The sequence below is a fragment of the Bradyrhizobium sp. 33ap4 genome (genome assembly GCF_032654765.1).
GTDB classification, from domain to species: Bacteria; Pseudomonadota; Alphaproteobacteria; order Rhizobiales; family Xanthobacteraceae; genus Bradyrhizobium; species Bradyrhizobium australafricanum.
Map to the genome: position 1 here is coordinate 1 of NZ_JAUMTJ010000049.1, position 14,056 is coordinate 14,056.

Genomic DNA, 14,056 nt, shown 5'->3' on the forward strand with positions numbered 1-14,056 from the left:
CAAGCGGTCTTAGGAAGACAACTATAACACTCAACTCCTTGGCTCACAGAACGACATGGCTACGATCCGACTTGCACCCTTATCGAGATAATCGATGAAGCGCATGGCAGGTCTCGCGCAAGGGGCGGGTGACGCGCTACTGCGTCACCCGCGGAAGGTGCGTTTTCGAGCAAAACGAAAACGCTTCAGGGAACGGAGTGTCGAGCCCCGATCCGGGCGGGGCTCAAGCTCAATCATGCACGGTCAGGACCGGCTTGCCGACCAGGCCGAAGCTGCGCAATTGCCCGAGCAGCTCGCGATGACCGAACGCCTGACAGCCGGAGGCGAAGCCTACGCGCTTGGGCGGCTGCTGCAGCAGGTGCGCGGCAGCATAGGCCTGCAACATGCCGGTCTGCTTGTAGTTGCTGTTGCCGTAGATGACGCAGTGCGCGCGCCCCAGCGGGCCGGAGGCATACACCGAATCCAGCGACTTGTTGACACGCGGGTTCTCGCGCGGCGGCATGGTGTTCATCACGCCGGCAGCGGTCTGTGCCAGCGCGGCGTAGCGCTCGTCGGGCTTCATGTCCTTGGTCGCCTCCAGCGCGGCGGCGACGATCTGCGGCACGCCCAGCATCAGCGCGCGATTGAACACGCCGCCCAGCACCTTCACGTTGGCGACGCGCGGATCCTGCTTGAACCACACCGGGTGCGATGTGCCGCCCCACGGCAGCGCCAGCGCCAGCTCGTGTTGGCCGGGGATGGCGAGGTTGTAGAGGCCGGCATCGGGCTGATGCTCGACGTACTTGTTCTGCTCCAGGTAGTAGGCCTTGGCCATCGCGGCGTTGACCAGGATGGTCTGCGTCGAGGCGATGGTCGGGCTGCCGCCCCAGAACACGGCGATATCGAGTGTGTCGAGGCCGGGCGTTTCCAGGCACAGCTGCGCGGCGATCTCGCCGGTGGTGTACATCTGCGCGATGCCCGGCGCCAGCAACAGGCCGGCATTGGCGAATTTCGTGCCAAACTCGTGCTCGAGCGTGATCAGCCAGTCCTGCTCGCCGGTCGTATCCGTATAGTGGCACCTGGCAGCCAGGCAGGCCTGCACCACCTCGCCGCCGAACTTGGCGAAGGGGCCCACGGTGTTGAGCACCACCGAGGCGCCCTTGAACAATTCGGTCAGCGCGGCCACGGTGTGCGGCACCGACACGACCTCGTAGTCGGCGGTCTCGATGCCGGCCACGTTCGACTTCATCGCGGCGTTGAGCTTCTCGGCGCTGCGGCCAGCGGCGATGAAGGGGATGTTGTACTCGCGCAGATATTCGCAGACCAGCCGGCCGGTATAGCCGGAAGCGCCATAGACGATGACGGGCTTCTTGTCGCTCATTGCGATCCTCCGAAATGCTTGTTGTCGGCTTTGTTGCTACATGCCCATGCCGCCATCGACCGGCAGGCCGATGCCGGTGATGAATCGCGCATCGTTCGAGCACAGGAACACGGCGGCGTCGGCGATGTCGGAGACCTCCGCGAGCTTGCCGAGCGGCGTCTGCTCCACCACCGAACCGACGGCGGCGTTGACGTCAGGCGCGAGACCGATCTTCACGATGTCGTTGGCAAGCTGCAGGCCCATGTCGGTCGGGATCAGGCCTGGATAGATGCAGTTGACGCGCACGCCATAGCCGAGCTTGCCGGCTTCCATCGCGCCGACCCGCGTCATGCGGTCGACCGCGGATTTGGTGCCGGAATAGACCGCGATGCTCGGGAAGGCGATCGTCGCCGCGACCGAAGCGATATTGACGACCGCGCCGCCCTTGCCCGCGGCGCCGCCCGGCCGCATCGCGCGGAAGGCGTGCTTCATGCCGAGCACGGTGCCGACGATGTTGACGTCGCACATGCGGCGCGCGTCCTCGGCCTTGATGTCGGCGACCAGCGACGTGATCTCGATGCCCGCATTGTTGATCAGGATGTCGAAGCCGCCGAGAGTTTCGACCGTCGCTGCGGCGGCCCGCTCCCATTGCGCATCGTCAGTGACGTCGAGCTTGACGAAGCCGGTCTTGACCCCGGCCTTGGCGATCTCGGCGGCGCTGGCCTTGCCGGCGTCATCCAGAATGTCACCGATCATGACCGCGGCGCCGGACCGCGCCAATGCCTGCGCGATCGCCGCGCCAATCCCCCGGGCGCCGCCGGTGACCAGGGCTTTCCTGCCTTCAAGGCTCTTCCCACTCATGACGTAGTCCTCCCTTTGCTTGCCGATTGATGGTGGTGCTGACAGAGGCAGCGCGGGCCGGGGCCTGCGCATTTGGAGCGCAATGGTGATCGCGGCCGGCGTCGGCAGGGCGCAGCGTTGGCGCGCCCCGGCGGTGCATTTCCTCCTGGTTCGTCGATTGGTCAGCCGTCTTGACGGTTGTCCAAATTATTTCGCCAACCCTCGTCCAGGAACTTGACACTTGTCAAGTCTGAATTTGACAAGTGTCAAAGAGGATGGTTGTGAAGAGATGGAGCGCGCCGCGGTCGCCGCGGTATAGTTGCTCGAGGGAAGAAGCAGAGGGAAGGCACGGAATGGCGCGGCAAGCGACAGGAGCGGCCCAACGGGTGGCTGTAGCGGCCGAGGCGCTGCGCGACGAGAAGTTCAACGCGCGGCGCGTCGAGCTCGCGGAGGCCGCGCTGGAGACGCTTGGCGAGCTCGGCTTCGCGCGCACCAGCCTGCGCGAGATCGCGCAAAACTCCGCATTCACGCACGGCGTGTTTCACTACTACTTCAGCGACAAGCTTGATTTGATCTGCTGCTGCGTCCGCCACTACAAGGCGAAATGCGTGACGCGCTATGACGAGGTGGTGACGACAGCACGCAGCCGCGACGAATTGACCGAAGGTTTTCTCGCCAAGCTCGCGGCCACGCTCGAAAACGAAGCGCGCATGCATCGGCTCTGGTACGATCTGCGCTCGCAGGCGATGTTCGAGCCGGCGTTCCGCAAGGACGTGCTCGAGATCGACAAGAGCCTGGAAGCGATGATCTGGCGCATCGCCACGCGCTACGCCGAGCTCGGCAACAAGCGGCCGGCATCGTCACCGGCGGCGCTGTACGCGCTGTTCGACGGCCTGTTCCAGAGCGCGCTGCTCCGGCATCTCGCCAATGACGAGAAGGCAATCCCCGATCTGCTCGACGAGGTTCGCCGTCTGCTGCCGACGATCTGCTGAGAGGTTTGCGAACGCTCCGTAGCCCGGATGGAGCGCAGCGTAATCCGGGACTGAACTATCCGCAGTTAGAGTAGCTCCGGATTGCGCTTCGCTCCATCCGGGCTACGGACTACTCCAATGAAGCCTTGAGCGCCAACAGCGCGGCCTTCAGCGGTGGTAGATCATCCTTGACCTCGTGGCGTCAACGCGCTGGTAATCATGCCGCAAGATGTTGCCTATGCCTGCGATGTCTTTCCAGCGGACATTCTCGTGCTGAGCCTTTAACTCGCTGCCGAGGTGGCGGCTCGCTTCCGAAATGACTTCGATTCCGCGTTCAATTGCGGAGCGCAGCAGCCACGAGCGCTCGTAGTCGCGGATGGATTTTCCTGCCAACGCCTTTTCGATGCCACGGATGCTTTCGAGCATGTCGTGGATACGAAGCAAGGGGGAGCGCACGATCATTCAGAAAACCCGCGTTGCCTCCGCCTCGATCCGCTCTCGAATCAGTGGATGAAGTCCTTTGCGTGTGGTGAGATCGACTTCGACGCCGAGACTCTCTTCGAGCAGTCGCTTGGTCGCGACCAGGTCGAGAGCATTGAACCGGCTGCGAGGATCGTAGTCCACGAAAAGATCAATATCACTCCCTGCACGAGCCTCGTCGCGCGCAGTCGAACCAAATAGATACAGCGAAGTCGCCCCGAGTGCCTTGATGGCATCGGCCTGGTCACGGAGCTTCCTGAGGGCTTCGGTTCGCGTCATGAACGAACTATACCACGGGCCGCCAAGCGCCCGCAAAATCGTACGGCAGGCGGACTTACGCCGCGCTCGCCGGCGGCAGTGCGAGCACCGAGTAGATCGCCTGGGCGTCGCGCGAGGCGCGCAGCTTCTTGGCGACGTCCTGGTCGCGCAGCAGGCGGGCGATCCGCGCCAGCGCCTTGAGGTGGTCGGCGCCGGCGCCTTCCGGTGCGAGCAGCAGGAAGATCAGATCGACCGGCTGGCCGTCCATCGCCTCGAAATCGATCGGGCGTTCGAGGCGGGCGAAGAAGCCGAACAGCTTCTCCAGCTTGGGCAGCTTGCCGTGCGGAATGGCGACGCCATAGCCGACCGCCGTGGTGCCGAGCTTCTCGCGCTGCAGCAGCACCTCGAAGATGGCGCGCTCATTCTGCCCGGTCAGCGCGGAGGCACGCGCGGCGAGTTCCTGCAGCGCCTGCTTCTTGCTGATGACTTTCAAAGCCGGGAGAATCGCCTCGGGTGCGACCAAATCGGTAATCGGCATTGGGACGTTCCGAGGTGAATGACCGTCAGGTTGCGAAATAGGCTTTACAGCGGCGGCGTCAAGAAGATGAGGTGGGATGCGGGCTTAGCCCGGGTCCGGTTGGCAGGGCTTCTACTCCAACGTATCGGCGGTGCCAACACCTGCGAACCCTGTTCCGCCCCCCTTGTTCCTAGAGGCGGCGGACCATAAGCAGGGCCGGCTTCGGACGTCAATGCCATCTGCCAACTATCCTCAAGGGCTCACCGCCGGCGGATCGACCCAGCCGACATTGCCGTCCGTACGGCGGTAAATGATGTTCAACCGGCCGCTGCCGCCATGCTGGAACACCAGGCAGGAGGCGCCGGTCAGATCGAGCTCCATCACGGCTTCGCTGACCGACAGCCGCTTCAGCGCGGTGGTTGCCTCGGCAATGATCACCGGGCTGTATTCGGTGACCTCGTCCTCGTTCTCGGGCGCCTCGATGACGTAGCTCGGCGCGTCGAGCCCGACGCCGTTCAATTCGGCAAGCGCGGCAGTCGCGGCATAGGTCTTGCGGGCGGAGCGATCCTTGAGCCGGCTCTTGTAGCGGCGCAGGCGCTTCTCGATCATCAAGAGCGCGGCGTCCGCGCTGGCATAGGCGTCGGTGGCGTTGGATTCGGCTTCCAGCGTGATGCCGGAATCCAGATGCAGCGCGCAATCGGTTCGGAAGCCGAAGCCATCCTTGCTCAGCGTGATGTGACCCGAATAGTTGCCATCAAAATACTTTCGCAGGACCTCGTCGGTGCGCTCGCTGACGCGCGCGCGAAGCGCCTCGCCGATGCTGATGCTCTTTCCCGAGATTCGAAGGGTCATTTGATGCCTCAATTGCTGGATGCCTCGATCACTCTTGCAGGAGCATGATGCTTGCTGGGCTTCCGGTTACCTCCCTTTCTGGACGACGTTCGACCTGGAAAGATTGAGACTATCCCGATTTGGCGCGAACGCAACGAGCGCATGGCCCGGTCCGTACCCGAACGGGGTCACGCTCAAGAAGTAACCTAAACGGAGGCCGTGTCGCGCGACCGGTCGGACGAGGAGGCAGGAGCCGAAAGGGCATTACCGAGCATGCTCTGTTTGTCACGGCGGCGCTGCACCGAGGATGGTATCCGCATCGCCTCGCGATACTTCGCGACGGTACGGCGGGCGATATCAATGCCCGAGGCGCGCAAACGTTCCACGATCGTGTCGTCGGACAGGATCGCCGACGCGGCCTCGCCGTCGATCAATTGCTTGATGTGATGACGCACCGCTTCGGCCGAATGCGCCTCGCCGCCGTCGGCCGACGCGATCGAGGCGGTGAAAAAATACTTCAATTCAAAACTGCCGCGATTGGTCGCCATGTATTTGTTGGCGGTGACGCGCGACACCGTCGATTCATGCATCTGGATCGCGTCCGCGACCGCCTTCAGATTGAGCGGCCGCAAATGCGCGACGCCATAAGTGAAGAAGCCATCCTGCTGGCGGACGATTTCGGTCGCGACCTTCAGGATGGTGCGGGCGCGCTGATCGAGCGCGCGGACCAGCCAGGTCGCGTTCTGCAAGCAATCGGTGAAATACGACTTGTCACCGTCCTTGCGGATCGTCTTCGACAGTTCAGCGTAATAGGTCTGGTTGACCAGCACGCGCGGCAGAGTGTCGCTGTTGAGCTCGACATGCCAGCCGCCGTCGGGACCCGGACGCACATAGACGTCGGGCACCATGGTTTGCGTTCGCGCGGTGCCGAACTTCAGTCCGGGCTTCGGGTCGAGCCGGCGGATCTCGGCGATCATGTCGGTGATGTCTTCGTCGTCGACGCCGCAGAGCTTTCGCAAGGCCGCGATGTCGCGCTTGGCGAGCAGGTCGAGATGCTCGACCAGCGCCTGCATCGCCGGATCGTAGCGATCGAGCTCGCGCAGCTGGATCGCGAGGCATTCGCTCAGGTTTCGCGCGCATACGCCGGGCGGATCGAACTTCTGCAGCACGGCGACGACCTCGTCGACCGCTTGCTGCGACGCACCGAGCCGCTCGGCGGCCTGGCCGAGATCGGCCGGCAGGTAGCCGGCGTCGTCGACCAGGTCGATCAGATACTGCCCGATCATGCGCTGCGCCGGCGCCGAGAACGCCACCGCGAGCTGTTCGGCGAGGTGGTCGGCAAGCGTCAGCTCGGCGGCCACGAAAGCTTCGAGATTGTACTCGTCGTCGCTGGAGGCGCCGCCGCCCCATTCGGTGTAGACCGATGGCGGCGCATCCTGTGCGGCGCGCGCCGCCGCCTCCGCCGGCTCCTCGGAAAACACGTTGTCGAGGCGGGTATCGAGCGTCTGCTCGATTTCGGCGCGGCTGCCGAGGTCGCGGTTCAGCCATTCCTCCTGGCCGGGCTCGAAGCCGGCCTCGCCGCCTGGGCCTGCGGCCTTGTCGGAGGCGTCGCCATCGTCCCCATAGCTGCTGGAACCGTCGGAATCGCCGTAGTCCGGCCGCTCCATGGCGGGCTCGCCGGCCACCGGCGGCTCCGGTCCGTCGGCGGCCCGTTCCAGCAGCGGATTGCGCTCCAGCTCTTCCTCGACAAAGGCTGACAGATCAAGGTTCGACAGCTGCAGCAGCTTGATCGCCTGCATCAGCTGCGGCGTCATCACCAGCGACTGCGACTGGCGGAACTCTAGTCTTTGGGTCAGCGCCATGGAGGCAAGAACGATCCTAAAAGTTGGCTCGATTCTTGCTTATATTAGTCCGAAGCCCTTGTACACGGCTTGACGGATTGGAAAATAGCGATAAGCGCGATCAGCAAAAAGTGGACGCCCCGGTTTTGCGTCCGATCGCGCGTCAAATTCTTTAATTAGCGCATGATCTTATCGCCAAACCGCTTCACACTTTGGCGGATCATGCGCTACAAGCGGAATTCCTCGCCAAGGTAAAGCCGACGTACATCGGGATCATTAACGATCTCCTCCGGGCTTCCCTCAGTCAAGATTTCACCGGCATAGACGATATAGGCGCGGTCGGTCAGCCCGAGCGTCTCGCGGACATTGTGGTCGGTGATGAGCACGCCGATGCCGCGGTTGGTGAGATGGCGGACGAGGTCCTGGATGTCGCCGACCGCGATCGGGTCGATGCCGGCGAACGGCTCGTCGAGCAGCATGTAATTGGGGCGCGTCGCCAGCGCGCGCGCAATCTCGACGCGGCGGCGCTCGCCGCCGGACAACGCAATCGACGGGCTCTTGCGCAGCCGCGTGATGTTGAACTCGTCGAGCAGCGAATCCAGCTCGTGCTCACGCTTCTTCTTCGAGGGCTCGACGACCTCGAGCACCGCGCGGATGTTCTGCTCGACCGACAGGCCGCGGAAGATCGAGGCTTCCTGCGGCAGATAGCCGATGCCAAGGCGCGCGCGCTGATACATCGGCAGCTTGGTGACGTCGTGGCCATCGAGCTCGATCGCGCCGCGATCGGCCTTGATCAGCCCGGTGATCATGTAGAACACGGTGGTCTTGCCGGCACCGTTGGGCCCGAGCAGGCCGACCGCCTCGCCACGGCGCACATAGATGCTGACGCCGCGCACGACCTGGCGGCTGCCGAAGCTCTTTTCCACGCTATGCACAGCCAGATAACCCGGCCGCTTGATCAGCTGCGGCGCGGCGGGAGCGCTGTTCCTGGCCGGCCTCGCACGCGCCGGCGCTGCTGCCGGTTGGGATCGCGGCAGCTCGACGCCGGGAGCCGACGCGGCGCGCGCCATCGGCGGCGCGTCACGCACTGGAGACGTCAGCATCTCGCCGAACTGGTCATCGAGCGCCGTGATGTCGTCATGCGAGCGCGCAAATCCGGTACTGCGTTTCGCAGAGCGCCGCCGGAACATGCCGAGAAAATCCACCATCCCCGCTTCGCTTCAGCCTTTCACGGTGATCCCGCGACCTCGCCTGCGCATCGATCGATTCGCGTGCGAAGCCGCAAGCATGAGCCGGAAATCTGAATACCGGCCTTCCCGCGCGACAAAAGCGGACGCGTTTGCGCGGAGATCATGCTCGAACAACACGGCAAAGCGCGATCACCCGCGCCTTGAATGAATGGATGCCCCTGTCCCGGCCGACATATTCCCCTCGAGGCGCATTGTTCGGCCGGGCCGCTGCAGTAGATACAGTCTCGCCCCGCCGGCTTCAACCACGCGGCCGCAGAATATTATCTAACTGATTGATTCTGCTTGACCTTACGTGAAGCTTACTTGGACTTGCCGCCCGGAAGCAGCTGCATCGGCGACGGGGCCGGGGCTGAGCCGGGGGCGGCCGGCGTGCCGCACTTGCCGCTCTGTCCGCCCGGCGACTGGATGAACAGGCCCTGCACCTTGCCATTGTCGGCTTCGACGCGCGAGACGCCGGTGGTCATGTCGACCAAAAGGCGGTCGCCGCGCAGCACATTCTGGCACTGGGTCAGCACCACCTGGCTGCCGCCGCCGCCAAGCATCGTGATCAGATTGGTCTTGGTGTCGAAGATCGCGGTCTCGCCGGTGACGACCTGATCCTTCTGGGTCACGACGACATTGCCCTTCGCCTCCAGCCGCTTGATCGAGGAGGCGCCGCCGGGGCCCGGGGTTGCCGTCTGCATCGGCGCGGCGCCCTTGGCGTTTGCCCCCTTGGTGCCGGCCGGGGCGGGCGCCGGCGCCTGGGTCGATTTATCCTCGTAGAACACGACCAGCGTCTTCGACGTCATGGTGGTGTCGCCCTGCACGACCTTCACATTGCCGGCGAAGGTCGCCTCCTTTTTCTTGTCGCGCATTTCGAGCGAAGCAGCCTCGATCTGGATCGGCTGGTCGCGGTTCTGCGAGAAGCCCTGCATAGCGTTGGGCACGCCGCTCATCGAGCCCTGCGCGAACGCGGCACTCGCGGAGAAAAGCGCGAGCAGGAACGCCGCAATTGCCATGCCGTGCGGAAAACGTCTCATCATCAAAATCATTTCGTGTTGGCGGATTTGCGCGGCTTCGGCGGCGGCGGCGGTGGAGCGGGCTCGGCAGGCGGGGCAGCATTGTTGTCACCAAGCTTGTCGAGATTCATCACGACATTGCCTTCGAACCGCACCAGCTCGCCGCTGTTGTAGATCCGGAGCCTGTCGGCGGTCAGCGTGCCGTCGAGCAGCTTGACGTCGACATGCTCGTCCGACGACACGTTGCCCTTGTTGATGTCGACGAAGGCCTGCGTCAGCCTCGCCTCATAGCCGGTGGACGACTGCAGGAAGATGTCCTGGCGCAAGTCGAGCAGCTGCTTCTTGTTGTCGAAGAAGCCGGTGCGCGCATCCATCGTCACCGTCGACCGATCCTGCTGCGCCACCTTGGCGCGGATCGTCTTCAGCTCGACATGGTCGGGATCGGTGACATCCTGGATCGCCGCCTTGGCCCACATTTCGTAGGGCCGTCCGTCGTTGGAGAAGCCGGCGATATGCGGCGCTTCCATCGTGATCTTGGTGCCGGACACGACGAGGTTATCCATCTCGAGCGGCAGCTTGGGGATCAGGTCGTGGAACGGATTGAAGAGTGCGATGTAGATGATCACGGCCATCGCCAGCCCGACCATCGCGGGAACCGCGACGCGCAGAATCCGCACCATGCGACTGTGCCGCGCGGCGGCGGCAAAGCGCGCCTCGAGGCCCGTGACATAGGCTGGATTCTGAACCGAATTCACCTGAGCTCCAGAGGCGCGAAACTGCCCCTATTCTAGCCGGAGCCGCCCGAATATGCAGCCCGGACCTCACCTCGCGCCCCTGCACCGGACCACGCGTGAACAGTTTGGCCGAAACGGGGCGGAACTGCCCCGGCCGCGACGAATTCGGCGCTCATCATGAATGGGCGAAAATGTCCTCGGCCTCCCAGCCGTCGAGATCGAGCCTGGCACGGGCGGGAAGGAAATCGAAGCAGGCCTGGGCGAGATCGGTCCGTCCCTCGCGCGCGAGCATGACATTCAACTTGTCGCGCAGCGCATGCAGGTGCAGCACGTCGGAGGCCGCGTAGGCGAGCTGGGCCTCGCTGAGGCTTTGCGCGCCCCAGTCGCTCGACTGCTGCTGCTTCGACAATTCGACGTTCAGCACCTCGCGCACCAGATCCTTCAGGCCGTGGCGATCGGTGTAGGTGCGCGACAGCCGCGAGGCGATCTTGGTGCAATAGACCGGCGTCGGCATCACGCCGAACGTGTTGTAGAGCACCGCGACGTCGAACCGTGCGAAATGGAAGATCTTGGTGATCTTGGGATTGGCGAGCAGCGCCTTCAGGTTCGGCGAATCGGTGTGGCCCTTCGGAATCTGGATCACGTCGGCGGTGCCGTCGCCGCTCGACATCTGCACCACGCAGAGCCGGTCACGGTGCGGATGCAGCCCCATGGTCTCGGTGTCGATCGCCACCGAATCGGTGTAGCGGGACAGATCGGGCAGGTCGCCGCGATGCAGGCGGATGGTCATGCTGTCAAAAACCTCGTCGAATCGCTGTCGGAATAAACTACCGTCCAATCCGCCGACAGGCGAGCATGCGCCAGTCTTCGGATCGCGCATTGGTATCGGGGCCCGTCAGGGCCGGACACGAGCAGCGGGAATCCTTAATTGTTCCGGCACAGATAGTTCAGGGTGTACCGCCATTGTGCAGCGGAGACAATGGGTTGCTGTCCCCGCCGCGCGCCCCCACGAGGGCGCGCCATCATTGCCAGCTGACGCGGAGGCCGAAGCGGCCGGTGATGTCCTCGCGATGGAGGCTGTCCACCGAGGTCGTGTAGTCGGCGCTCGCATAGGCGCTGATCGTGCGATTGAGCTGCGCGGAGACGCCGGCACCGATCTCGACGGCGGTGCCGCGGCTTTGCACGCCGATCAGGTCCGTCGTCGCGAAGGCGATGCTGCGGTCGTTCGCGGCCGTGTGCCAGAGATTGGCCTCGAGATACGGACGCAGTTCGGTCGTGCCGGCGACGAAGGTTGAGGGAATGCGCACGCCGAGCCGCCCGGTCAACGTATCGGCACTGCCGAGCGCGACGCTCGAAAACATGTCGTTGAAGCTGTCGAACGACTGGCGCTGCCATATCAGCTGCACCTGCGGCTCGATCGCGAGAAAACTGTTCAGCGGGATCGGCGCGCCGGCTTCCAGCGATGCAGCGACGCCGGTGCCCGACACCCGTGCGCCGACCTGACGATCCGACTGCGGGCTTGCGCCGAAGAAGCTGCCCATCAGCACGGCGTCGACATACCAGCCCGACGGGCCGACATGGGTCCAGTAGCCGCCGATATTCTGGCTGTCGATCGAGAGCGTGCCGGTGCGGACGTCGTTCAGGCCGAGCGCGAAGCCGCTGATGTTGCCGCTGGCCCAGCCATACGCATAGAAGAAGCCGGCGCGATCATGATGCTCGGGCGCGGACTGGAAGCGCAGGATGTCGACGCCGACCTGCACGCCGGCCATGGTGCCGTCGAAGGCGGGGCTGATCGTGCCGGCCCAGCTCTGCGAGCTGTGCGAGCCATAGGCACGCGCCCACGCCGCCGGCTGTTCGCCGCCGCTGGTCAGCAAGGCCTGATCGCCCTGGCGCTGATGGAAGGTGCCGAGCGTCGCCAGCCCGAGCTTTTGCGCCACCTGCGGCAGCGCCGAATAGACCGACACCTCCTCACGGTAGAGCTGGACCGGCGCGGCGCCCGCCGGCGGCGGCGTCAGCGACGACAGATCCTCCGCAGGCGGCCCCGGAGGCGGCGGCACCACGTTGGGCGATAAAGGCGGCGCCGGCGCGGGCGCAGCCAGCGGCGCAGGCGAGGCCGTGCCGGGCAACAATGTCGAGCGCAGATACCAGTTGTCGGCGCTGCCGGCGGAGACGCCGCCGCGGAACAAGAGATATTCGTGCGCGCCCGCTACGACGGCGTTGGAGAGGCCGAACGCGCCCGCAGCCGTGGTGCCGCCGTTGACGGCCTGCACCACCATGATGCCGTCGGCGGTGGTCAATGCGCCCGCGCCGCCGGCATTGGTGACGGTCACCGCGGTCGAGCCCGACGCATTGCCGCCGGAGATGACGAGCCGATCCGACGGTGAGCCATCGCCGCCGAGCACGGTGCGCAGATAGAGCCCGCCGCCATTGCCGACAAGTTGCCGGCAATGGTCAGGCTGTTCGCCGCGGTAGCGCCGCCATTGGTCAGGTTGATGACGCCGGCATTGGTGACGGTGATCGGCGGGCCGCCCGGAAACGGCGTGATCGACGGATTGGCGCCATTGCCGGCCAGCAGGCTGGTGCCGGCCGCGATCGACACATTGCCGGTCAGCGACGTCTGCAGCGTCAGCGAGCCGCTGTTGTCGAAGGTGTTGGCGAAGGTGCCGGTGCCGGCCCAGGTCCAGTCATTGCCCTCCATCGTCAGCGTCTGGAATCGCGCGAACGCATTATCTACCGTGCCGCTGCCTTGCAGCCGCACCTGGTTGCCGCCCCCGCCGTCGGCAAGCCCGACGATCTGCGAGCCGGTTTGCAGGATCATCGTCACCGCACCGCCGCCGCCCGCGAGCGCCGTACCGCTGCTGCCGGCGATCAGGCCGGCATTGACGATGGTGGTGGCGCCGTTGAGCGTGCGGATCGCGGGTCCCGCCTGGCTGATGATCTTGCCGCCGGCGAGGTTCTCGATCCGGGCGGTGAACGACGATCCGGCGGTGTTGGAGAACACGCCGTCGGCATTGACGCCGCGCGCCTCGATCGTGCCGCTGTTGCGCAACACGCCGGCATTGCCCTGCATGACACGGTGTTGTCGGCGGTGCCGCCCGCATCGCCGCCGGTCGTCAGCAGCGTGCCGGTGTTGGTGATGGTCGCAAACTGGCCGGCGGAGAAAATCGCACGGGCGCCTACGCCGGGCGTGGTGATGGTGCCGCTATTGGTGAAGGTGTTGCTGTCGCCGGTCTGCACATAAAGGCCGTGCGATTGCGGGCCCTGGGAGGTGATCGTCCCGGTATTAATCAGCGTGTTGTTGTGTGCTGCGTGAGACCGGTGATGGCAAGGCCGCGCGAGGTGCCGCTCTGCGTCGTGATCGTGCCGTTGTTGATCAGCGTGTTGCCGTTGCTGCTGGCGGCGATCACATTGCTGCCGGCGCCCGAGGTCGTGATCACGCCCGATGCGCCGTTGGTGAAGACGTTGCCGTCGCCGCTGCCGAAGATCCCGGTGCCACCGCCGCTGATGGTCAGCGTGCCGATATTGGTGGCGGCGCTGCCGGAGACAAGCCCGATCGCGGTCGCTCCGGCCCCGGGCGTGATGCCGGCGCCCTGCAGCACGTTCACGGTGACGTTCGAGCTGCCGGCAGCGGCCTGCACGCCGGCCGGCGAGGGATTCGGCGCTGCGGTCGAGCAGGTTACCGTCTGCCCGCTCGCCGGCGCGAGACTGTCGCAGGCGGCAAACGCCGGCGACGTGGACAACAGGCAACCGCCACTTAGAGCCGTGCACGACAGGATCGCCGCGAGCCGCGAGGAAACCATGCCCTTACTCCAACGTCGGCGCGAAGCCGAGCGCCCGGCCTCCCGCCACCCCCGCCCCGCTCTCAGCTCCGCCGATCGCTCCATTCAAACTTGAAACGATTTGCAGCGACCTGTTGCGCGGTCGCCACAGACGGAACCATGAGATGCATCCGCATGATTCACATCCTTGACGTGCGTAGGCTTTCAAGGTTGTGAAG

At 64.8% G+C, this 14,056-nt stretch carries 16 protein-coding genes; 2 read left to right on the plus strand and 14 right to left on the minus strand.

The window, feature by feature from the left end:
* Window positions 1-229: 229 nt before the first annotated feature.
* Together Q2M23_RS30910 and Q2M23_RS30915 are read right to left on the minus strand one after the other, a co-directional pair.
* Window positions 230-1,360 (minus strand): DUF5938 domain-containing protein, encoded by a 1,131-nt coding sequence (locus Q2M23_RS30910; RefSeq protein WP_057020397.1) that lies wholly within the window; start codon window positions 1,358-1,360, stop codon window positions 230-232.
* Window positions 1,361-1,396: 36 nt separating this feature from the next.
* Entirely contained in the window at window positions 1,397-2,200 is an 804-nt protein-coding gene (locus Q2M23_RS30915; protein WP_016843541.1) for an SDR family NAD(P)-dependent oxidoreductase, read from the minus strand.
* Between the two features lie 365 nt (window positions 2,201-2,565).
* Here Q2M23_RS30915 and Q2M23_RS30920 point away from each other — a divergent pair, with 365 nt between their 5' ends.
* Window positions 2,566-3,171 carry a TetR/AcrR family transcriptional regulator gene (locus Q2M23_RS30920; RefSeq protein WP_026192040.1) on the plus strand — a complete coding sequence of 202 codons (606 nt, stop codon included), beginning with the start codon at window positions 2,566-2,568 and terminating at the stop codon, window positions 3,169-3,171.
* 147 nt (window positions 3,172-3,318) lie between these two features.
* On the opposite strand, the gene Q2M23_RS30925 is transcribed toward Q2M23_RS30920, so the two are convergent.
* From Q2M23_RS30925 to Q2M23_RS30975, 11 genes are all read right to left on the minus strand, one after another.
* Window positions 3,319-3,612, minus strand: a complete 294-nt coding sequence (locus tag Q2M23_RS30925) for a DUF86 domain-containing protein (RefSeq protein ID WP_057020395.1) — start codon at window positions 3,610-3,612, stop codon at window positions 3,319-3,321.
* Window positions 3,613-3,909 carry a nucleotidyltransferase family protein gene (locus tag Q2M23_RS30930; RefSeq protein ID WP_057020394.1) on the minus strand — a complete coding sequence of 99 codons (297 nt, stop codon included), beginning with the start codon at window positions 3,907-3,909 and terminating at the stop codon, window positions 3,613-3,615.
* A gap of 55 nt (window positions 3,910-3,964) precedes the next feature.
* Complete coding sequence (gene ptsN, locus Q2M23_RS30935) at window positions 3,965-4,426, minus strand: PTS IIA-like nitrogen regulatory protein PtsN (RefSeq protein ID WP_016843543.1); 462 nt, start codon at window positions 4,424-4,426, stop codon at window positions 3,965-3,967.
* 231 nt (window positions 4,427-4,657) lie between these two features.
* Window positions 4,658-5,257 (minus strand): ribosome hibernation-promoting factor, HPF/YfiA family, encoded by a 600-nt coding sequence (gene hpf, locus Q2M23_RS30940; protein WP_028337939.1) that lies wholly within the window; start codon window positions 5,255-5,257, stop codon window positions 4,658-4,660.
* A gap of 185 nt (window positions 5,258-5,442) precedes the next feature.
* The gene (rpoN, locus tag Q2M23_RS30945; protein WP_316398070.1) at window positions 5,443-7,098 is read right to left on the minus strand and encodes an RNA polymerase factor sigma-54; all 1,656 of its coding nucleotides are present in this window, start codon (window positions 7,096-7,098) and stop codon (window positions 5,443-5,445) included.
* 206 nt (window positions 7,099-7,304) lie between these two features.
* A complete protein-coding gene (gene lptB / locus Q2M23_RS30950; protein ID WP_028341724.1) occupies window positions 7,305-8,285 on the minus strand; it encodes an LPS export ABC transporter ATP-binding protein in 981 nt (326 codons plus the stop codon).
* 341 nt (window positions 8,286-8,626) lie between these two features.
* Entirely contained in the window at window positions 8,627-9,349 is a 723-nt protein-coding gene (locus Q2M23_RS30955; protein ID WP_229193451.1) for an LptA/OstA family protein, read from the minus strand.
* Between the two features lie 5 nt (window positions 9,350-9,354).
* Entirely contained in the window at window positions 9,355-10,080 is a 726-nt protein-coding gene (gene lptC, locus Q2M23_RS30960) for an LPS export ABC transporter periplasmic protein LptC (protein WP_057020391.1), read from the minus strand.
* Window positions 10,081-10,234: 154 nt separating this feature from the next.
* A complete protein-coding gene (locus Q2M23_RS30965) occupies window positions 10,235-10,849 on the minus strand; it encodes a ribonuclease D (protein WP_057020390.1) in 615 nt (204 codons plus the stop codon).
* A 232-nt stretch (window positions 10,850-11,081) separates the two neighbouring features.
* Complete coding sequence (locus Q2M23_RS30970; RefSeq protein WP_316398071.1) at window positions 11,082-12,461, minus strand: autotransporter outer membrane beta-barrel domain-containing protein; 1,380 nt, start codon at window positions 12,459-12,461, stop codon at window positions 11,082-11,084.
* Window positions 12,386-13,129 carry a hypothetical protein gene (locus Q2M23_RS30975; protein WP_316398072.1) on the minus strand — a complete coding sequence of 248 codons (744 nt, stop codon included), beginning with the start codon at window positions 13,127-13,129 and terminating at the stop codon, window positions 12,386-12,388. Before Q2M23_RS30975 ends, Q2M23_RS30970 begins: the two co-directional genes overlap by 76 nt.
* 9 nt (window positions 13,130-13,138) lie before the next feature.
* Between Q2M23_RS30975 and Q2M23_RS30980 the strand changes: the two genes are divergently transcribed.
* The gene (locus Q2M23_RS30980; RefSeq protein ID WP_316398073.1) at window positions 13,139-13,300 is read left to right on the plus strand and encodes a hypothetical protein; all 162 of its coding nucleotides are present in this window, start codon (window positions 13,139-13,141) and stop codon (window positions 13,298-13,300) included.
* 46 nt (window positions 13,301-13,346) lie between these two features.
* On the opposite strand, the gene Q2M23_RS30985 is transcribed toward Q2M23_RS30980, so the two are convergent.
* Window positions 13,347-13,859, minus strand: coding sequence for a hypothetical protein (locus Q2M23_RS30985; RefSeq protein WP_316398074.1), 513 nt, complete (start codon window positions 13,857-13,859; stop codon window positions 13,347-13,349).
* Window positions 13,860-14,056: the final 197 nt, after the last annotated feature.

What these genes read in the sequence shown, in the direction of transcription:
- Q2M23_RS30930 (WP_057020394.1), bottom strand. Translation starts at nt 3,909, where the DNA reads ATGACGCGAACCGAAGCCCTCAGGAAGCTCCGTGACCAGGCCGATGCC.
- Q2M23_RS30955 (WP_229193451.1), bottom strand. Translation starts at nt 9,349, where the DNA reads ATGATGAGACGTTTTCCGCACGGCATGGCAATTGCGGCGTTCCTGCTC.
- rpoN (WP_316398070.1), bottom strand. Translation starts at nt 7,098, where the DNA reads ATGGCGCTGACCCAAAGACTAGAGTTCCGCCAGTCGCAGTCGCTGGTG.
- Q2M23_RS30910 (WP_057020397.1), bottom strand. Translation starts at nt 1,360, where the DNA reads ATGAGCGACAAGAAGCCCGTCATCGTCTATGGCGCTTCCGGCTATACC.
- Q2M23_RS30965 (WP_057020390.1), bottom strand. Translation starts at nt 10,849, where the DNA reads ATGACCATCCGCCTGCATCGCGGCGACCTGCCCGATCTGTCCCGCTAC.
- ptsN (WP_016843543.1), bottom strand. Translation starts at nt 4,426, where the DNA reads ATGCCGATTACCGATTTGGTCGCACCCGAGGCGATTCTCCCGGCTTTG.
- Q2M23_RS30985 (WP_316398074.1), bottom strand. Translation starts at nt 13,859, where the DNA reads ATGGTTTCCTCGCGGCTCGCGGCGATCCTGTCGTGCACGGCTCTAAGT.
- hpf (WP_028337939.1), bottom strand. Translation starts at nt 5,257, where the DNA reads ATGACCCTTCGAATCTCGGGAAAGAGCATCAGCATCGGCGAGGCGCTT.
- Q2M23_RS30975 (WP_316398072.1), bottom strand. Translation starts at nt 13,129, where the DNA reads ATGCAGGGCAATGCCGGCGTGTTGCGCAACAGCGGCACGATCGAGGCG.
- lptB (WP_028341724.1), bottom strand. Translation starts at nt 8,285, where the DNA reads ATGGTGGATTTTCTCGGCATGTTCCGGCGGCGCTCTGCGAAACGCAGT.
- Q2M23_RS30915 (WP_016843541.1), bottom strand. Translation starts at nt 2,200, where the DNA reads ATGAGTGGGAAGAGCCTTGAAGGCAGGAAAGCCCTGGTCACCGGCGGC.
- Q2M23_RS30925 (WP_057020395.1), bottom strand. Translation starts at nt 3,612, where the DNA reads ATGATCGTGCGCTCCCCCTTGCTTCGTATCCACGACATGCTCGAAAGC.